This is a genomic window from Niabella beijingensis (assembly GCF_020034665.1).
Lineage (GTDB): Bacteria > Bacteroidota > Bacteroidia > Chitinophagales > Chitinophagaceae > Niabella > Niabella beijingensis.
This window is the reverse complement of the sequence record NZ_JAIQDI010000001.1, coordinates 2,354,296-2,372,867: the sequence shown is the minus strand read 5'-3', so window position 1 is coordinate 2,372,867 and position 18,572 is coordinate 2,354,296. Positions and strand designations below refer to the sequence as shown.

The window sequence follows — 18,572 nt, the reverse complement described above, 5'->3', positions numbered from 1 at the left end:
TTGTTTTCTGGTTATTTCAGGTAAAGCTGTTTGATGAAGTCAAATAGTAATGAACCGATTTTATTTTTGGATCCGTTTTGCCGGAGTAACGGCTCTTTTGTACAGCCTTGGCTGCACGGACGGGATGGCCCAGGCCCCCGACTCTTTGGAGGCAAAGGAGCTGGATGGCGTATGGATACATTCCGGCAAAAACTCCTTTTTGCTCAACACCACCACTCCGGTTCAAACGCTTACGGGGAGCCGGCTGCAGCGGCTGAACAGTTTTTCGGTAGCGGATGCACTGCGCTATTTTTCGGGGATACAACTTAAAGACTACGGGGGTATTGGCGGATTGAAAACGCTGAATGTAAGAAGCCTTGGGGCACAGCACCTGGGTGTTTTTTATGATGGCTTACAGGTGGGAAATGCGCAGAACAGTATTGTAGACCTGGGGAAGTTCTCCCTTGATAATATTGAGGAGCTCCGCCTTTATAACAGCCAGAATACCTCCACGCTTCAATCTGCAAGAAACTTCGGCAGTGTTGCTGCGCTATATATAAAATCAAAACAGCCGGTATTTGAGCAGCACAGGAATTACAAGATAAAAGGGACATTTAAAACAGGTTCTTTTGGTTTAATAAACCCTTCGCTGCATTGGCAGCAGAAAATAACAGGGAACATTGCAGCCACCGTCAGTTTAGAAGCCATTCATGCGCACGGGAGATATAAGACGCGTTATCAGGGGCGGGCATATGACACAATCATTATCCGCCAGAATGCAGATGTGGCGTCGCAACGGGCAGAGCTTGCAGTGCAGGATCTGAATAAAGACTCCGCAACCAACTGGAAAATACAAACCTACTTTTATAATGCAGAACGGGGATTGCCCGGTGCCATTGTTGCAGAGCGGTTTTATAATTCGCAGCGGTTGTGGGACCGTAACTTCTTTACGCAGGCCATGTTGCGCAAGCAATTCAATACCCGTTATCAACTTTTACTACAGGGAAAGTATGCCAACGATGGCACCCGCTACCTGGACACCACCATCAAAAAAATCGGAGGGGCCCCGCTCCGCAATCAGTATTATCAGCAGGAATATAACGCATCATTGGTAAACGAGTATCTTGTTGCAGACGGATGGAAACTGTCCCTGGCCACCGACTGGATCGTAAATAAGATGCAGGCCAACCTCGACAATTTTGTGTATCCGGTGAGGAATACCGGACTGGTGGCCATTGCAACCGAATGGAAGCGGAAACGCCTGATTGCTGCCGGTAATCTGCTGGGAACATTTATTCATGAGAAAGTAAGATCCGGTGCGGCGGCTGAAAACAGGAACGTATTAACGCCGGCACTGAGTGTTTCCTGGAAGCCCTGGGATCAGCTGCCTTTCAGTATCCGCTCTTTCTACAAGCAGATTTTTAGGATGCCGACCTTTAATGATCTGTATTATACCATTGTTGGCAGTGTTACCCTAAAGCCGGAATACACCAGGCAATATGATATAGGGTTTCAGTATACAAAAAGCTTTGCCGACACCGGGGCCGGGATCAGCCTGCAGGCGGATGTTTACTATAGTGATATCAAAGACAAAATTATTGCCATTCCTGCTAATAACCTGTTCCGGTGGAGTATGATCAATCTGGGGAAGGTAGCAGTAAAAGGTGCGGACCTGCAGCTGACCTATACGGCTGCCATCCGGCAACGGATCTTTTTCAATGGTACCCTTACTTATTCGTTTCAAAAAGCGATCAATAAAACAGCAGGGCAACGGTCCTATGACCAGCAAATCCCCTATGCTCCGGAGCACAGCGGATCAGCCACGCTGCAAACCGCGTATCGCAGCTGGGGGCTTAATTACAGTTTTATTTATACCGGCGGGCGGTACCTGCTGCCGGAAAATGATCCGCAAAATTACCTGGAACCCTGGTATACACATGACCTGTCGCTTACAAAAACAATCCGGCTGAAACAGACACGTGCCGTACTGGCATTGGAAGTAAACAACCTTTTGAATCAATATTATGATGTGGTGGTCAACTACCCCATGCCCGGCCGTAACTGCCTGGTAAAAATTGCTTTTAACTTATAAAATAAAAAACATGAAACAAAAACAATGGCTGCCCCTTTGCATCGTTCTTGCTTGTTTACTGCTTTCAGGCGCATGCAGAAAGGAGCATGACCGGACACCTCCTCCACAGATAGCGGAGGCCGATACCACCAGCACGGGTTTCTATTTATTAAATGAGGGTGGTTGGGGTTATAATAATGCAACACTGGATTATTTTGATACCCACAATGGGGTATACGAGCGGGAGGTGTTCACAAAAGCAAACCCCGACGCGGTTTTGGGACTGGGGGATACTGGAAACGACATTGGTGTATATGGCAGCAAATTATACGTGGTGATGAACTGGTCGAAAAAAATAGAAATACTCGATGCCCGTACCGCCCGGAGAATAAAGGTGCTGACCGATCAGACACATAAGGCCATAGAAAATGCACGCTATATAACATTTGCCAATGGTTTCGCCTATCTCAGCTCTTATACCACTTCCGAAAAAGGAATGGTGCTGGAAATAGATACGGCTACACTCAGCATTACAAGAACGGTGGAAGTAGGCCGGCAGCCGGATGAGCTGGCGGTAGTGGGTAATAAATTATATGTTGCCAACAGCGGAGGCTACAGTCCGGCCAATTTGGAGCATACGGTTTCTGTAGTTGATCTGTCTGCTTTTAAAGTGATCAAAGCCATAACGGTTGCTCCTAATTTAAGACGGCTAAAAATAGACAGTAACGGATTTTTATATATCTGCCCCTGGGGTACCACCGATAAGTTGTATGTGGTAAATACCCAAACCGATCAGCTAAGCGACCCCATTCCTGTAATGGTGGAGGATTTTATCATTGTACGGGATACGGCATATATATATGGAACCGATTATGGCGGAGGGCAACATGCGTATACACGGGTGGATCTTAAAAGCAAAAGAGTAATTCCCGGATCTTTTATTACAGATGGTACAAAAATCACCATACCCTATGGTATTGCCGTGGATCCGAACAACGGCAGTATATACATAGCGGACGCCAGAAATTACAGTGAAGCGGGCGACCTGTATTGTTTTAACGCCAATGGAACATTACGCAATACCATTCAAAAAACGGGGATCATTCCCGGCCATATCGCCTTTTATAGCCGGAACGGATCATCTGCTCGTTGAACCTGTTATTTCAAACCGGAGTATTAGTATAGCAATCAAACAAAATATAAACAAATGAAACAAGTTCTCTTTTTTGCATTCCTTCTTTCGATCGTCATCATCGGTTGTAAAAAGGAAAAAGATGTAACAGCCGCTCCTGTATACGTTTTTTCTGTAACAACAGACACGATCAATACAGAAATTCAAAAGCCGGTGGCTATCGAGGCCAGCAGGACCGGTGGTACAGAAGCTGCCATCTCCTGGATGGTTGATGGTAAGGAATTGTCGGCAAACAATGCGTTTACGCATGTATTTGAGGTAGCCGGATTTTATAAAGTGCTTTTCAGGTCCCGGAATGAAGGGGGGGTATTTGAAAAGGAATTTATTATTGAGGTAACGCCGGTAGTGCGTGAAGGAGGTGAAAGCAAATATATTTCGCGGATATTAGAATATGTACCGGCTCCGGGTCAATTTATAAATGTGGCACCGGGCAATGTTGCAAGCGCCGAAGGCATTGTAGGAAAGAACAGCGGACTGGTAACATTGGGTGCTTACGGAGGGTACATCATCTTTACATTCGACCATTCCATCCAGAACAAAGAAGGGGCCGATATTGCGATTTACGGTAATCCTCTAAAGCCGCCAACGGACTGGAGCGAGCCGGGGATCGTAATGGTAAGCCGCGATGATAACGGAAACGGGATCGCCGATGATGCGTGGTATGAACTGGCCGGGAGTGAATATAATAGTGCCGAAACGATTAAGAATTACCAGATCACTTATTACAATCCTAAAAGCTACGCGAACGTACCGTGGAAAGATAACCTGGGCAATTCAGGAGCCGTAGAAGTCAATGCCTTCCATAAGCAACAATACTACCCCCTGTTTGCCGCCAACCAGGATTCCCTGGTGTTCACCGGTACGTTGCTGAAAAATACTTTTGGCCAGGCGAACGGGATCTGGATCAACGCCGGTTTCAGCTGGGGATATGCCGACTCCTATTCATCGGGAGATGACTATGATACGAAAAGATACAACTCCTTTGATATCACACGGGCGGTGGATGCCAGTGGCAAACCTGTTCAAATGAAGGCAATCGATTTTGTAAAAGTATATACCGCGCAAAACAATAAAGGAAACGCCTTAATGGGTGAGATTTCCACAGAGATCAAGGGTGCCGAAGACCTGCATTTTGGAAAATAAATTAAATAATAAAATATGTACAAAAAATTACTGCTGCAGCAATTACTACTGTTATTGACCCTTGGCTTCCTTTTGGGAGGCTGTACAAAAGATGATGACTATTTCCGGGAACCTCCCATTGTCGACCCCGTGGAAGAAGCTGGTCCTTATTCGAATGGATTTTTTATTATAACAGAAGGTTCTTACGGACAAACGGCAGGGACCGTTAATTTTTATGCCTATGGGGCCGATACCATTGTTACCCGGGCCTATGAAAAAGCAAACCCTGGCAAGATCACTGCAAATGCTTCTTTAGCCAGTACCCTGCAATTTGCCACACTCTACAATCAGAAGCTGTACCTGGCCAGCAAAATGAACGGACCCATTATCAGGCTGGATGCATCCACCCTTAAAGAAGAAGCCCGTTATAACCAGGAATCCAGCAACTGGAGAGGCCTGATCGGAGTAAAAGAGGATCAGGGACTGGTAAGCGCTGCGGATGGCGTCTATTCCATTAACCTGAATACGCTGGGAGTACAATATAAACTGACATCTGTTTCCGCTGTTAATACGGGCGACATGTTAAAAGAAGGAAATTATGTGTACCTGCTGCAAAGCAACGGTGCAAAAATAATTGATGCAGCGAATTACTCTTTTGTAAAGGGATTCACAAATATCAACCGGGGTTTTGCCCGGACACCGAATGGGAAAGTGTGGGCTTCTACCGGTACCCGTCTGATCTCCATTGACAAAAATCTGGATACAACAGGTATTACGTTGCCGGTTAGTATTGGCTCTTTCGGATTGGATGCGCCTACCCGCCTGACGGCCTCTACAAAAGAGGATGCAGTCTTTTATCATTCCGGTGCGGCTATTTATAAGTATGTAGAGGGTAATGCCGCTTCGCTCAACCAGCCATTTATTACCATCAGCGAATCGCCGTTTATGGTATACGGTGCCGTTCGGTATGACCGGAATAAAGACTACCTCGTTGTAAACGGTATTAAGGGATATGGAGGACTGGCCGGAGCGAATTTCCTTTTAATCTATAATGCTTCAACAGGAGCCCTGGTAAAGAAAATTACTTATGGAAATGATGGCTCCGTGGTGGATTTTAACCATATTTACTTCCCGGAACTTGCGGTCTTTTATTAGCCGGAAATGCGTTAAAGATGTGTTCCGGATCGTCGGAATGAACTCTTTTTAATAAACACAACCAATGCAACAATCAATAAAAAGCCGGTATCAGGTTATGATAACCGGTTTTTTGTTTTCATCCACTGCCACAAAAGAAAAGACGCCGCTGACGGCCTTTTCCCTTTGTGTGCTGTACATCTGCTCCACGTAAATATCCACCTGTACCTTCATACTGGTGTTGCCGATATGAATGATATTGCCATCCAGTTCAATGATCGTTCCGGAAGGGATCGGGTGTTTGAAGTCGATACGGTCGCTGCTTACCGTTACCATCCGCAGCCGGCTGTACCGGGTGGCGGTGATAAAAGCCACTTCATCCATCAGCTGCATGGCCATGCCACCAAACAGGGTATCATAATGATTAGTGGTGTTGGGAAAAACAGCTTTAAATATACGGGTCGCTGCCGCGGCGATCCGGTCTTGAGTATGCATGTACAATTGAATTTAAAAATAAAAGCGGAAGATAGATTTTTCAGGAGCCGGACGAATCCTTATAAAAGACGCCCAGAATGCCTTTGAGCTTGCGCTGGAATTTTTGCTTATGATAGACGGCCCTGAGCTCTTTCAGACAGGATGCACAAAGGCAATCTTCATATTGTTGATTGATAAAATCCCGTTCCTCGTCATTCAGGGACACTGTGCTGCACTGACAAAGAAGGATACTGCCCACTTTGCATTCAAAGGGTTGCTTACAACGCGGGCAGTATTTATCTTCATGTTTGCACATACTATTCCGGTACAGGGGCGATTATGTTTTTACGCAATGCTTTTGCTGCCTGTATCATCGCCGTCAACGCCTGTCGGGTCTCTTCCCAGTCCCGGGTTTTTAAACCACAGTCGGGGTTTACCCACAGGCGTTCTGCCGGGATATAGGTCAGTGCCTTTTCCATCAATGCGACCATTTCTTCTTTTGACGGAACACGGGGGGAGTGGATATCATATACGCCGGGTCCGATATCATTCGGGTACTCAAATGAAGCAAAGACGTCCAGCAGCTCCATCTGGGAACGGGAGGTCTCTATGGTGATCACATCAGCATCCATTGCTGCAATATCATTAATGATGTCATTGAATTCCGAATAACACATATGCGTGTGGATCTGCGTTTTGTCCTGAACACCGGAGGCTGCGATGCGGAAGGCGGTGACCGCCCAATCCAGGTACTCCTGCTGCTGTTCCTTTCTTAAAGGTAAGCCTTCCCGGATTGCCGGTTCGTCGATCTGGATGATTTTTATACCCGCTTTTTCCAGATCGGTCACTTCATCACGAATGGCCAGTGCTATCTGGTTGCAGGTAACACTGCGGGGCTGATCGTTCCGTACAAAGCTCCATTGCAAAATGGTTACAGGACCCGTAAGCATTCCCTTAACCGGCCTGGATGTTAATGATTGTGCGTAAGTACTCCATGCTACCGTCATGAAGTTGGGGCGGTATACATCGCCATAGATCACGGGAGGTTTTACACAGCGGCTGCCATAGCTCTGCACCCATCCGTTTTTGGTAAAAGCAAAACCTGCCAGCTGCTCCCCAAAATATTCCACCATATCATTGCGTTCAAACTCCCCGTGTACCAGTACATCCAGCCCTGTCTCCTCCTGCCATTTAATGGAGTTGCCGGTTGCTTCTTTCAGCAGTTGATAATAATCGGCATCCGAAAGCAGTTGCTTTTTCCATTGGGCCCGCCAGGCGCGTACTTCTTTTGTTTGAGGAAAAGATCCGATAGTGGTAGTAGGGAAAAGCGGAAGCCCCAGCTCCTGTTGCTGTTTCTCTTTCCGGGCAAAAAACGGGCTGTTCCTTTTGGCATCAGCGGGTGTTATGGCCGCTACACGGGTTTTTACCAGCGGGTTATGGATCAGGGGGGAACTATTGCGCGCTTCAATACAGGCAGCATTTTCACGGAGCAGTTTTTTTGAAGCGGCGGTTTCGGGGTGCAGGGTAATCTCCCTTAATGCAGCTACTTCCACCAGCTTTTGCCGGGCAAAGGCCATCCACTGCCTGATCTCCGCAGGAAGGCTTTTTTCATTGGTTTCCAGGTCCAGGTCGCAGGGTACATGAAGCAGGGAGCAGGAAGGGGCGATCCAGATACGCCCGGCGCCGATCTTATCGGTCGCCTTTCTGATCAGTGCAAGGGATCGTGTAAAGTCATTCTTCCAGATATTCCTTCCATCCACAACCCCTAGCGAGAGCAGGGTTCTTCCATTGATGAACTCCGGTTTATCAAGGATGTCATCCAGCTGTGACGGACAACGCACCAGGTCGAGGTGCAATGTATGAACCGGCAGTGAAACAACGGTTTTCAGATTGTCTCCGAAACAATCAAAATAATTGGCGAGAATAATGCGGAGATTGGGAAACCGCCGGAAAATAGCTGTATAAGCGGTTTGCAGTGCCTGTTGTGCCTTTTCGCCGAGGTTGAGTGCAAGGCAGGGCTCATCCATCTGAACATAATACGCACCGCTGTGGTCCAGCTTTTCAAGCACTTCAAAATAAACGGGCAGCAGGTTTTTCAGCAGGCCAATACGTTCAAAGCCGGGTTCTTTTTCTTTTCCCAGCAGCAGGAAGGAAACCGGACCGAGCAATACCGGCTTGCTTTTGAACCCCGCTTTTTTAGCTTCATTGAACTGATCAATGACCTTATTGCTGAACGCAGTAAATTTCTGGTCTCTTTTAAATTCCGGAACGATGTAATGGTAGTTGGTATCAAACCATTTGGTCATTTCCATTGCTGTAAGATCATATCCGTTTTTCTGATAGCCTCTTGCCATGGCAAAGAGGAGGTCAAGCGGATTGATGTGCTCTTTTTCGATCAGCGGGTGATACCGGTCCGGTATCGCACCGGTCATCAGGCAGGTGTCCAGCACCTGGTCGTAAAACGAAAAATCATTTGCCGGCAGCAGGTCCATACCGGCCTCTTGTTGCAACAGCCAGTTGCCTTCCCTGATCTTTTTTGCTGTCAGCTCCAGCTGTGCGGCGTTAATGGTGCCGGCCCAGTACAGCTCACAGGCTTTTTTCAATTCCCGGTTGCTACCAATACGCGGGTAGCCGAGGTTGTGCGTTTGCATCTCTTTTAACTTTTTTAATGAATAATAAGCTAAAAGCCCTTTGCAAGTTTCGCAATGCGATGGAGGTAAAAGATAAGAAAGACAGATGCCGGTAACCGGAACAGTGTGAGGAGGACTGACCGTTACAGAGGAGAAGATCCAAGACATCATGCAGACCCTTGCTTTATACCGCGAAAGCATTGCTCTTACGGATAAGGCAGGTCTCCTGGCTTGCAGCGGCGTTTACCGTCCTTCCCATTCCGCCAAGGCGGAGCAGTGGACATATAAGGTAAGGCCTTTTGCGCTGCTTACAGTTGCGCGACAGCTCGTGATTTTAACACGATTCCCTATTATCCCTGATCTTCATCAGGGACCTTTTCCGGTTGATGAAAAATGAAAGAACTTATTGAAGGGCAAATGTAGTTAAATCGGGGGAGTTCCGGTAGAAAAAATGCACGGAGGGTCTTCAGGCTGTCTGCAATCAGATTTGAACCGGATAAAGAGAAAGCGTAATTTTGAGTGACTGCCGGCAATGATTGCAAGCAGGTATGCCGCAACAAAACCTTAAATAAAATGAACAACACTAAACAGTTTATTTTTCTTTTTCTGCCCCTGATTGCCTTTGGTCTTTACTCCTGTAAGGATAAGCGGCACGACCTGAGCCGGGAGTACCGGCTGGATCATTACGCTTTTGTTTTGGTGTCGGCAATCAACGACCGCGAATTTTATTTAAGGATAATGCGGGAAACCCTGCAGGAGAAAAACAAAACAATACAGAACCCCAACAGGGCAGATACACTAAAGGGCGACCGGCAGCACCTTACAGCTTATGATGCCCTGTTCTCACAGTCGGAGGAACTGCTTTATGAACCGGTAAAGAAAATCAGCCCTGATGCCGTTGCTGATAATGCCCCGCCGGAGAATTTTACCCCGCAGGAAAAGGCCTGGCTGAATGAACAGACCGGGCGCCTGGTAACTGTATTCCGGCAAATAAACAATGCCTACGGACGCTTTGATCAATACTACGAAAATTCCGGTTATAAGGAAGATAAAGGCGTAAGAGGCCGGGAACTGACCGATTCGATCCGGATGCTGGACGATCAGTTCGGGGTCATCAGCGACAGCATCATACTCCGGTCGGATCGTATATTCAAAGACATCTACCGGGTACCGGAAAAGAAAAATGCGGGTGATACCACAGCGGCTTTAATGGAAAAGACCATGAAGGCCTGCAATACTTATATCCTGTTGCAGGAGCAGCTCCTGTCCGGAAAGCAACCAGGGGACATCCCGGATAAAGAACTCAGCGCTGCAAAAGATTCCATCCGGCAACAGATGGGGCAGCTGGTGCAACTGGGACTGTCCGGAACGGAACGATCAATCTGGGCAGATGTTCTGGTGCTGAGATTCCGCGACCTGCTTTTTGGCTTCAGCACCTATTCTGAGGTGCGGCTTCCCGATCCGGGTGAAAAAGGGCTTCTTCAGAAAACGGATCTGGATTTTCTGAAGGACCTGGAGAACCGGATGCGCAGGTGTTATAATGTGTTTGTGCAGTTGTAATGCCGTTGTTAACCCGTCCTACCTTGTTAAAATACGGCACCGGGGCTTTTTTTATCCGTCGTACTGCAATAACTTTAAGGTATGGACTTTATCATTGCGTCCACATATGACAGCTATATTGATGCCCATCTTGCAATGGGAAACCTGCTGAGTGAAGATATTAATTGCTGGTTAAAGGACGAGAACACCGTTACGATCGATCCTGTGCTGACCAACGCAGTGGGTGGTATAAAGCTCATGGTGGCAGCACCGCAGATCGGTCGGGCACTGGAAATACTGCAACAAACAAAACGGCAGTACCAGGAGCAGCATCCCTGTCCCAATTGCGGTTCTGCGAATGTGGAATACATCAGCACACCCAAAAAAGCATCCAACTGGCTGGGAACATTTGTGAGTGTGGTGCTTAATGCCGGCGCGCCAATGGCTGTGAAAAAAGTATATCATTGTTTTGATTGCGGTTTTGAATTCGATGATGCTGTTAAAAAGACCGAATAATGGAATCGATTGTAACTTATTTTTCTACCCTGGAACAGCGCCCGCTGGAGCGTATGGGGCTGCTGGTAGGGGGGCTGCTCCTTTTCTGGATCATAGAAGGCGCCATTCCTTTATACCAGCTGAAATACCGGAGATCGAAATTTTCGCATGCACTGGTCAATTTTGGGTTTACGGTCATCCACCTTATTATCCATACCGCCCTGGCCGTATTGATCGTGCTGTTATCCGACTGGTGCCGCGAGACCCGCTTTGGCCTGGTGTACTGGCTGCATGCCAACGTGGCGGGAGCGATCGTTATCGGCGTACTGGCGCTGGATTTCAGCAGCTGGCTGGTACACTGGAGCATGCATAAACAGGCCTATTTATGGCGGTACCACCTCATTCATCACAGCGATAACAAAGTGGATGTGACCACGGGTCTCCGGCACCATCCGGGAGACAGCCTGCTGCGGGGCATTTTTTTCCTCCTGCTGATCTTTGTGAGCGGAGCGCCGATGTACAGTGTGATGATCTACCAGACACTGGTGGTGATCACCACCGCTTTTACACACGCTAATATCCGTCTGAATCCCGGGCTGGACCGGGTACTCAGCTATGTGCTGATCTCGCCCAATATGCACAAAGTACATCATCACTGGAAGCAGCCCTATACCGATAGTAATTACGGAGCCGTTTTCTCCATATGGGACCGCCTGCTGGGAACCTATAAAGAACTGGATCCGTCTAAGATCCGGTACGGACTGGACCGCTATTATGACAATGCAAAGGATGAGGATTTTTTATCGCTGATGAAAGATCCTTTTGTAAAAAAAGACCGGTCAGCCGGTGTACCCCCGCTCAATACTGAAAAAGGAACCGCTTCAACCTGAAAGAGTTTCCTACATTTGAAAAATGATGAAACAGAAAGTTATAGCCGTCATCCCCGCCCGTTATGCCGCAACCCGGTTCCCGGCAAAATTAATGAAGCTGCTGGGCGACAGGCCGGTGATCGCACATACCTATGCCTCGGTGATCAGCAGCGGGTTGTTTGATGATGTTTTTGTAGTGACCGACAGTGAATTGATCTTTGATGAGATTGTATCACGGGGCGGTAAAGCCATTATGAGCGTTGCCGAGCATGAGAGCGGAACAGACCGGATAGCAGAAGCCGTAAAGGATATGGAGGTGGATGTGATCGTAAATGTGCAGGGCGACGAACCGTTTATGCAGAAGGATCCCCTTGAAAAAATTGTAGCGCTTTTCTGTTCTGATACAGTACAGGTGGGATCGCTGATGCGGAAGTTTGCCTCGGAAAAAGAAGCCCGGAACCCCAATGCCGTAAAAGTGGTGACCAATAAAAACGGGAAAGCACTGTACTTCAGCCGGAGTGTGATCCCTTATAAACGGGATGAAAAAATGGAAGTGCCTTATTATCTCCATATCGGTGTCTATGCTTTCCGGAAAAAAGCACTGCTGGAATTTACCGGCTGGCCGCCTTCGTTGCTGGAACAGACGGAGAAGCTGGAACAGTTGCGTTTTCTGGACAACGGAATGGATATTTACATGGCTGAAACAGACTATGAAACGGTGGCCATCGATACCCCCGAAGACCTGGAGAAGGCACTGGCACTGGTAAACCGGTAGCGTGCAATATGTGGTTAAACTATTGCTGGTAAAGGGCCGGTATCCTCAGGCCGTTGTGCATTAAAATAACTATCTTTCCTGTATGAAGATGCGCCCGGAAAAATATCTGCGGTACCTTTTTTTACCCAACCTGTTCGAATTGTTCGGAACAGAGCGTACCCGGGAGATCCTTTCGGTGAACCCGACCATTGTTCCCAAAAGGGAGGAGGCCCAACAGGTGATCATTACCGCCTACTGTTACAATAAAGAAACCATAGAGGAACGGAAGGGTATTACACTGGAAGAAGCGCTTGCACTAAAGAACTCCGATAAGATCGTATGGATCAATGTGGACGGGCTTCAGAAATCCGTTGTAGAGGAAATGGGTAGCCGGTATGGGATCCATCCCCTGTTGCAGGAAGATATTTTAAGTGTTAACCAGCGGGCCAAGATGGATGAAGTGGATGAGATCCTTTTCAGCCTCATGAATATGCTCTATTATAACGAGCAAAAGAAATCGGTAGACCAGGAGCAGATCAGCCTCGTATTGGGAAAGAATTTTGTGATCACATTCCAGGAAGACCTGAACCGGGATGTGTTCACCGCACTTCGCGAACGGCTGAAACTGCCTACCAGCAAAACACGCACCAAGGAAGCAGATTATTTGTATTATACCCTTCTGGATACCATCGTGGACCACTACTTTATTGTAATGGATAAACTGGGTGACGAGATCGAAGATCTTGAAGAGGAGATCATCCGGAGCGCCAGTAAGCGCACACTGGCCTACGTGAACTCCCTGAGAAAGGAGCTGATCGTTCTGAAACGGACCATCTATCCCGTGCGCGAAGTGATCGGCGGTATTATCAAAAGCGAGAATGCCCTGCTTGCCGAGATCAATGAGCGGTATTACAAGGATGTATACGACCATATTGTTCAGGCCATTGACCTGGTGGATAACTACCGGGATATGCTCACCGGCATGCAGGATCTTTACCTCAGCAATGTAAACCTGAAGATGAACGAAGTAATGAAAGTGATGGCGATTGTGACCTGCCTCCTGGCGCCTGCTACGGTAATAGGCGGCATCTTCGGGATGAATTTTAATGTACTGCCCCTCACTAATCAGCATTTTGGTTTCTGGATCGCTGTGGCAGCCATGATCCTGATCCCCATATGGATGCTGCTGATCTTTAAAAGGAAGGGGTGGTTTTAACCCCTTAAAATAACCGCTCTTCAGGAGGCTTTATTCCCGCCAGGCGTATATAAATGGTGGTTTGACCCCGGTGGTGGGTCTGGTGCTCAAATGTTTTGGCAATCCAGCCGGCGCGGCTTACGTTCATATTAAATAAGGAGACCTGCTCGCCCAGCTTTCCGGCATCCAGTTTTTTTAATCCATCGATCACAAAATCATAAGATGCGGTGACATAGTATACAACGGAATCCTTTGTTTGTGCGGTGCTGCTTTGCTCCAGGTCCCTTTTTCCAAAGAGCAGCGGCTGCTCAAGCGCCTTGGCGGTGAGTAATACATTGTCTGAGGCCAGGTGCAGCATCTGCCGGGCAAAGCTCCGGATACTGTCAACCGGTTTTAACGAATATTTGTCCGCCGGCATGGTGTTCAGGTATTCCAGGGTATAGGTTTTTGCCCGTTCCCAGTCTTGGATAAATTGGGCTTTGATGTCTTCGTTCGTAATGTTCTGCGCCGTTACTGTTGCCGGATAAAATATCACCAGGGCGATCACCAGAACGATCCCCAGCCGGGAAACCCTGGCAAGCATTCCCGCTAAGGCCGGATTGCTGCCTGCTGCATTGTGTTTCATAAAAATCTTTTCCTAAAATTAAGCAGAATGCCTGGCTTGCAAACAAAAAATGAGGGACTTGTTATTACCTGCCGGAAGACCGGTTTATTTCCGTTTGAATACCGGTACGGTACTGCAGGGTTCCCCGTACATAAGGCTTTTGACCACGGGCAACAGTTTCAAAGAGATCTGTGCATATGCATCTTCCGATACGGGAATATCTCCGCAACCTTTGATCACCACACGGGCATCTGTAAACTCCGCAGCATCAATGGCATCAATGCTTTTCAGCAGCCATTTGTTTTTAACCGAGGCAGCATCGCCAAGGGCTACAAATGCTGCTACCGGCTGCAGGTAACTCACAATCAGCATATATGCCCAAAGGGGAATAATGGCATCAGCGGAGCAGACGATGCCCACCAGCTGATTCTTAAAGGCCGACCAGTCCTGTTCCTTCAATGCTGCACGGAAATCTTTTTCCTTTAAGATCATACCCATAAAAAGAAAGTCCTTGATGTCGAACAAGACCACGGGCGCCGCAGGATAATACGACTCCAGGTTTAGCGTAATAATCCCGCTTTCTGCTACTTTATTTCTGATAACCGGTTCCATAATAGTAGAACAAAATTAAGCCGGCTTCGGTTTACTCCGGTAACCGGGAAGTAATTATATAATAAAAAAGCCCGCTTTTGCGGGCTTTTAAAAAGATATCAGCACTATTAATAGAATTTGCTTCTTAAATCCTTGATGGTGGCGGCTTCCCGGAGGGCCTGCATCGACAGGGACTGTGCCTGCTGCTTGGCCTGCATGTAGCGCATTTTCCGGGTCTCCTCTATATTTTCTACTGCTGCAGGCGTGCTCATCAGATTGTCTACCCGTACCACATATACACCCTGTGTTCCTGCAATGGCCTCCGGCACTACTTTTTGAAGGTTTGCTTTATTAAATGCGGCGCCAAGCACTTTGGGCTCAAAACCAACTGCAGATGGTGTTTGTCCGTTAAAGCGCAGGCTGTCGGAGGTTTCCACCTGTTTTTTAAGTGCGGTTGCGGCGGCTTCCAGGGTGGTAATCTTTCCGATTTTAGCCGTTATGATTTTTGCTTTCTTCTGGTTGATCAGGATCGGCTCTACCATCATCCGTGCTTTCGCCGGGCTCATGGTCCCTTCTTTATTGATTTCAGTTACCAGGCCTACTACATAATAATCGCCCACGCGCTCCGGCTGTACAACCGCCCCGAGGCTGGCTTTGTATACATTCTTTACAAAGTTTCGGGAGGCACCGATCCCCTGTATCATAGCACCTGTGGGAGGAATATCGGAAGCGATGGATTTCATGATGCCTTTTTCTGCCTGCAGTTTATCAGCTGCAGCATTGAAAGATTTCTGATTGGTGGCCTGGGCCGCAAAATGTGTTGCGGCATCACTTGCGGCATTATCAGTCTGCTGACTGGCCTCAATGGGTTTTGATACGTAAGCGATTTTATAACCGGTTGAACTTCCTTTGGTACCCAATACCTCAATGATATGATACCCATAATCCGTTTTTACAATACCCCGGCTGCCTACGGGATGGGTAAAGATATAGTCGTTAAAGGCAGGCATCATCTGACCGGAAGGAACATTATCATAAACACCACCATTCTGCGTACTGCCGGCATCCGTGGAGAATTTTGCCACCAGCGTATCAAAGCTGGAGCCGTTTTGTAAAGCCGTAAACAGACTGTCCGCCAGCTTCCGGGCATCAGCACTGTCCCTGATCGGGATCTGCTGGCCGGTTTGCGGATCCTGTTGTACGGTTCCTACCAGTATATGACGGATCTTCACGGTATCAGGGATGCCGGCGGTAGCAATGATTTTTGCAAGGGCATACGTATTGCCATCCACATAAGGACCATAAATATTACCGGCACCTGCTTTTAAAATGGAGTCCTTCATGGGAACCTGTATACGGCTGCTGCTGACGAATCCATCGTAATAATTGTTCACGCCTTCACTCACCAGGAAGTCCTTTACATTATGGGCGCTGTCAAACGCCGGTTTCAGATCCAGCAGGCGCTGACGGGCAGCGGTGCTGTCGGAGGCGCTGGGCTGTGCATTAAAGGCTACATAGGAAACACTGCGGCTTTCTTCCTGTTTGAAGTCGTTTTTATGTTTGTTGATGAATTCCTGGATTTCACCATCGGTTACCTTTACCGCCGAATCAGAAATGCTGGTATAAGGTTCTCTTACAAAGGATACTTTCGACAACAATGCGTTTTCTGCATTTTGCTTTTCGATCATCCATTTGGGAAAGTTAATGCTGGTGGACAGCAGGGCATTGTATTTTTCAGCGCTTTGCTGGAGTACGGTCTGGTCCAGGATCATGTTGAGCTGCTGCTTTTGTTCAGCAGTGCCCTTTGATTTGATATTCTTGATGATCTCCGATACCTGTCGGGGGTCGTACTGACCGGTTTGAGGATTTGAAAAATATTGCTGCATTACCTGTGAGGGCTCATCGCCATAGATCAGGTTATCCAGTTCTTTCCTTCCAACTTCCAGTCCCAGCTTTTTGGATTCCTGTGAAAGCAGGATCCGGTAAACCTCCTGGCCCCAGGCCATATCGTTTGCCTGCTGTGCCGCGCCTTCACCGCCGGCCATACCGCGGGACTGCATCATTTGGGTTTGCTGTTCTACTAAAGCGCTAAATTGCTGGATCTCAACTTTTTCTCCGTTAACTTTTCCTACGGTACGGACATCTCCCGTAAAAAGGCTGCCGCCGTTCTCAAAAGCAAGCATCACAACAAATATGACCAAAGCTATCCCAATGATTACGGCCATCACTTTGCCATATTTGTCCTGGATCTTCTGTATTACTGACATGTTATATAGATAGTTAATTAAAAGGTTGGCAAAAATAGCGTTTTTAAAGATATCAACAAACTGTGGAAAAAAGGCTGAAAATCGCTTAAAAACAGGCCCTCCGGGGTACCGGAAATGACCTGACCAGGTGTCTCCTAGCCCTTCCGGATCACTTCATATACATCGGTTCTCCGGTCTGCCAGGTTTTTAACGCTTCCGAATTTATGAAGGTGCCGCAACAGGTCGATGTCCACATCACCGATCACCACCATTTCTGTATTGGGGGTAGCTTCTGCTTCAATGCCATTGGAGGGGAAGGAAAAATCACAGGGGGTCAGGATCATCGATTGTGCATACTGGATGTCCATATTCTGTACCTGGGGCAGGTTGCCCACATTGCCGGCAATGGCTACATAGCATTCGTTTTCAATGGCGCGGGCCTGGGCACAGTGGCGCACCCGGAAATAGGCATTCTGGGTATCGGTAAGGAATGGCACAAACAGGATGTCCATTCCTTCATCTGCCAGCAGGCGGCTGAGCTCGGGAAATTCGGAGTCGTAACATACCAGGATGCCTACTTTGCCACAGTCTGTATCAAAGGCTTTTACCTGGCTGCCTCCCACCATGCCCCATACCCGTTCTTCATCGGGCGTTACATGGATCTTTTCATATTTATCAACAGAGCCATCCCTGTGGCAGAGATAGCCCACGTTGTAAAGGCGGCCGTCCGCCACCTCCGGCATACTGCCGGTGATTATATTTATATTATAGCTTACGGCCAGGGCGGCAAAGCGGTCTCTTATTACAGCGGTATATTTTGATACTTCCTTTACTGCATCTGCAGCGGAAAGATGGTTATATTCTGCCATCAGCGGGGCATTGAAGAATTCCGGAAATACGGCAAAATCACAACGGTAGCCGGAAACCGTGTCCACAAAGTATTCCACCTGTGTCATCATTTCTTCCAGATTGCCGTAAAGCCGCATCTGCCATTGTATCAATCCCAGCCGTACCACGCGTTTGAGAGGAAAGGCCTGTTCGCTCAGGTCTTCATAATAAATATTATCCCATTTCAGAAGAACGCCGTATTCATTCGACTGCACATCTCCGTGCAGGTAATTTTTTATAATACGCACCGGGTGAAAATCGTTGGAAAGCTGGAAGTCCAGTACCGGATCGTGGAGCTCTTTCTGCTTCACCTTCTGGATGTATTGACTGGGGGTCAGCTCCTGCGCGTATTTGTGATAGCCGGGGATGCGGCCGCCAAATACAATGCCTTTCAGGTTCAGGTGTTCCGCCAGTTCCTTCCGGTAGTCGTAGAGCCGACGCCCGAGACGCATACCGCGGAACTGGGGTTTGATGAACACATCGATACCATATAATATCTCACCCTCCGGGTCATGCGAGTTAAAGGAGTAGTTGCCGGTGATGCTTTTATAATTATGCCGGTTGTTCACCTTCTTTTCATCCACAATAATGGAAAGCGCACAGGCCGCCATTACACCATTTATATAGATCACTACCTGGCCTTCGGGAAAAAGGTTGATCAGGCGGTTGATTTGCTCCCGCTGCCAGTAGCTTTCCGGCATGCTCGGATAGCAGGCGATCATGGTTTCCTTGAGGGCATCGTACTGATCTTTCTCGAGTGCTTTTATTTCAATATTCAGGTCTGTCATG

General features: G+C 47.8%; 16 protein-coding genes and 1 riboswitch. Of the genes, 9 read left to right on the top strand and 7 right to left on the bottom strand.

Translation table 11 applies throughout. The annotated features are described in order from the left end of the window. The first annotated feature begins 49 nt into the window (after positions 1-49). Genes K7B07_RS09875 through K7B07_RS09860 form a run of 4 tightly spaced genes read left to right on the top strand, consistent with a single transcriptional unit; the run spans position 50 to position 5,519 of the window. On the top strand, positions 50-2,071 hold the full coding sequence (locus tag K7B07_RS09875) for a TonB-dependent receptor plug domain-containing protein (protein ID WP_223709289.1): 2,022 nt from the start codon (positions 50-52) through the stop codon (positions 2,069-2,071). A 10-nt stretch (positions 2,072-2,081) separates the two neighbouring features. Beyond that, entirely contained in the window at positions 2,082-3,203 is a 1,122-nt protein-coding gene (locus K7B07_RS09870) for a YncE family protein (RefSeq protein ID WP_223709288.1), read from the top strand. A 54-nt stretch (positions 3,204-3,257) separates the two neighbouring features. Further along, the gene (locus K7B07_RS09865) at positions 3,258-4,385 is read left to right on the top strand and encodes a hypothetical protein (protein ID WP_223709287.1); all 1,128 of its coding nucleotides are present in this window, start codon (positions 3,258-3,260) and stop codon (positions 4,383-4,385) included. Positions 4,386-4,400: 15 nt separating this feature from the next. Then, positions 4,401-5,519, top strand: coding sequence for a DUF5074 domain-containing protein (locus K7B07_RS09860; protein WP_223709286.1), 1,119 nt, complete (start codon positions 4,401-4,403; stop codon positions 5,517-5,519). A 90-nt stretch (positions 5,520-5,609) separates the two neighbouring features. On the opposite strand, the gene K7B07_RS09855 is transcribed toward K7B07_RS09860, so the two are convergent. The 3 genes from K7B07_RS09855 to metE are packed head-to-tail and all read right to left on the bottom strand — an operon-like array spanning position 5,610 to position 8,623. Then, positions 5,610-5,993, bottom strand: coding sequence for an acyl-CoA thioesterase (locus K7B07_RS09855; RefSeq protein ID WP_223709285.1), 384 nt, complete (start codon positions 5,991-5,993; stop codon positions 5,610-5,612). Between the two features lie 40 nt (positions 5,994-6,033). Further along, on the bottom strand, positions 6,034-6,288 hold the full coding sequence (locus K7B07_RS09850; RefSeq protein ID WP_223709284.1) for a cysteine-rich CWC family protein: 255 nt from the start codon (positions 6,286-6,288) through the stop codon (positions 6,034-6,036). Between the two features lies 1 nt (position 6,289). Next, on the bottom strand, positions 6,290-8,623 hold the full coding sequence (gene metE / locus K7B07_RS09845; RefSeq protein WP_223709283.1) for a 5-methyltetrahydropteroyltriglutamate--homocysteine S-methyltransferase: 2,334 nt from the start codon (positions 8,621-8,623) through the stop codon (positions 6,290-6,292). A gap of 178 nt (positions 8,624-8,801) precedes the next feature. Beyond that, positions 8,802-8,995: riboswitch (cobalamin riboswitch) on the bottom strand. A gap of 180 nt (positions 8,996-9,175) precedes the next feature. On the opposite strand from metE, the gene K7B07_RS09840 reads away from it, so the two are divergent. From K7B07_RS09840 to corA, 5 genes are all read left to right on the top strand, one after another. Further along, entirely contained in the window at positions 9,176-10,162 is a 987-nt protein-coding gene (locus K7B07_RS09840) for a hypothetical protein (protein WP_223709282.1), read from the top strand. An 81-nt stretch (positions 10,163-10,243) separates the two neighbouring features. Then, positions 10,244-10,657 (top strand): putative signal transducing protein, encoded by a 414-nt coding sequence (locus K7B07_RS09835; RefSeq protein ID WP_223709281.1) that lies wholly within the window; start codon positions 10,244-10,246, stop codon positions 10,655-10,657. Next, entirely contained in the window at positions 10,657-11,526 is an 870-nt protein-coding gene (locus K7B07_RS09830) for a sterol desaturase family protein (RefSeq protein ID WP_223709280.1), read from the top strand. The genes K7B07_RS09835 and K7B07_RS09830 overlap by 1 nt, the downstream gene beginning before the upstream one ends. Before the next feature lie 22 nt (positions 11,527-11,548). Continuing rightward, on the top strand, positions 11,549-12,280 hold the full coding sequence (gene kdsB / locus K7B07_RS09825; RefSeq protein WP_223709279.1) for a 3-deoxy-manno-octulosonate cytidylyltransferase: 732 nt from the start codon (positions 11,549-11,551) through the stop codon (positions 12,278-12,280). Positions 12,281-12,362: 82 nt separating this feature from the next. Then, positions 12,363-13,475 (top strand): magnesium/cobalt transporter CorA, encoded by a 1,113-nt coding sequence (gene corA / locus K7B07_RS09820; RefSeq protein WP_223709277.1) that lies wholly within the window; start codon positions 12,363-12,365, stop codon positions 13,473-13,475. Positions 13,476-13,479: 4 nt separating this feature from the next. Here corA and K7B07_RS09815 read toward each other — a convergent pair whose 3' ends face one another. From K7B07_RS09815 to K7B07_RS09800, 4 genes are all read right to left on the bottom strand, one after another. Further along, positions 13,480-14,079, bottom strand: coding sequence for a DinB family protein (locus K7B07_RS09815; RefSeq protein ID WP_223709275.1), 600 nt, complete (start codon positions 14,077-14,079; stop codon positions 13,480-13,482). Between the two features lie 84 nt (positions 14,080-14,163). Further along, the gene (locus K7B07_RS09810; RefSeq protein ID WP_223709274.1) at positions 14,164-14,670 is read right to left on the bottom strand and encodes a DUF2480 family protein; all 507 of its coding nucleotides are present in this window, start codon (positions 14,668-14,670) and stop codon (positions 14,164-14,166) included. A 107-nt stretch (positions 14,671-14,777) separates the two neighbouring features. Beyond that, on the bottom strand, positions 14,778-16,916 hold the full coding sequence (locus tag K7B07_RS09805; RefSeq protein WP_223709272.1) for a peptidylprolyl isomerase: 2,139 nt from the start codon (positions 16,914-16,916) through the stop codon (positions 14,778-14,780). Between the two features lie 134 nt (positions 16,917-17,050). Beyond that, positions 17,051-18,571 carry a bifunctional GNAT family N-acetyltransferase/carbon-nitrogen hydrolase family protein gene (locus K7B07_RS09800; RefSeq protein ID WP_223709270.1) on the bottom strand — a complete coding sequence of 507 codons (1,521 nt, stop codon included), beginning with the start codon at positions 18,569-18,571 and terminating at the stop codon, positions 17,051-17,053. Position 18,572 lies beyond the last annotated feature (1 nt).

Excerpts from the sequence above, each read along its gene's own strand:
- K7B07_RS09875 (WP_223709289.1), top strand. The coding sequence starts at position 50 with ATGAACCGATTTTATTTTTGGATCCGTTTTGCCGGAGTAACGGCTCTT.
- K7B07_RS09870 (WP_223709288.1), top strand. The coding sequence starts at position 2,082 with ATGAAACAAAAACAATGGCTGCCCCTTTGCATCGTTCTTGCTTGTTTA.
- K7B07_RS09865 (WP_223709287.1), top strand. The coding sequence starts at position 3,258 with ATGAAACAAGTTCTCTTTTTTGCATTCCTTCTTTCGATCGTCATCATC.
- K7B07_RS09860 (WP_223709286.1), top strand. The coding sequence starts at position 4,401 with ATGTACAAAAAATTACTGCTGCAGCAATTACTACTGTTATTGACCCTT.
- K7B07_RS09855 (WP_223709285.1), bottom strand. The coding sequence starts at position 5,993 with ATGCATACTCAAGACCGGATCGCCGCGGCAGCGACCCGTATATTTAAA.
- K7B07_RS09850 (WP_223709284.1), bottom strand. The coding sequence starts at position 6,288 with ATGTGCAAACATGAAGATAAATACTGCCCGCGTTGTAAGCAACCCTTT.
- metE (WP_223709283.1), bottom strand. The coding sequence starts at position 8,623 with ATGCAAACGCACAACCTCGGCTACCCGCGTATTGGTAGCAACCGGGAA.
- K7B07_RS09840 (WP_223709282.1), top strand. The coding sequence starts at position 9,176 with ATGAACAACACTAAACAGTTTATTTTTCTTTTTCTGCCCCTGATTGCC.
- K7B07_RS09835 (WP_223709281.1), top strand. The coding sequence starts at position 10,244 with ATGGACTTTATCATTGCGTCCACATATGACAGCTATATTGATGCCCAT.
- K7B07_RS09830 (WP_223709280.1), top strand. The coding sequence starts at position 10,657 with ATGGAATCGATTGTAACTTATTTTTCTACCCTGGAACAGCGCCCGCTG.
- kdsB (WP_223709279.1), top strand. The coding sequence starts at position 11,549 with ATGATGAAACAGAAAGTTATAGCCGTCATCCCCGCCCGTTATGCCGCA.
- corA (WP_223709277.1), top strand. The coding sequence starts at position 12,363 with ATGAAGATGCGCCCGGAAAAATATCTGCGGTACCTTTTTTTACCCAAC.
- K7B07_RS09815 (WP_223709275.1), bottom strand. The coding sequence starts at position 14,079 with ATGAAACACAATGCAGCAGGCAGCAATCCGGCCTTAGCGGGAATGCTT.
- K7B07_RS09810 (WP_223709274.1), bottom strand. The coding sequence starts at position 14,670 with ATGGAACCGGTTATCAGAAATAAAGTAGCAGAAAGCGGGATTATTACG.
- K7B07_RS09805 (WP_223709272.1), bottom strand. The coding sequence starts at position 16,916 with ATGTCAGTAATACAGAAGATCCAGGACAAATATGGCAAAGTGATGGCC.
- K7B07_RS09800 (WP_223709270.1), bottom strand. The coding sequence starts at position 18,571 with ATGACAGACCTGAATATTGAAATAAAAGCACTCGAGAAAGATCAGTAC.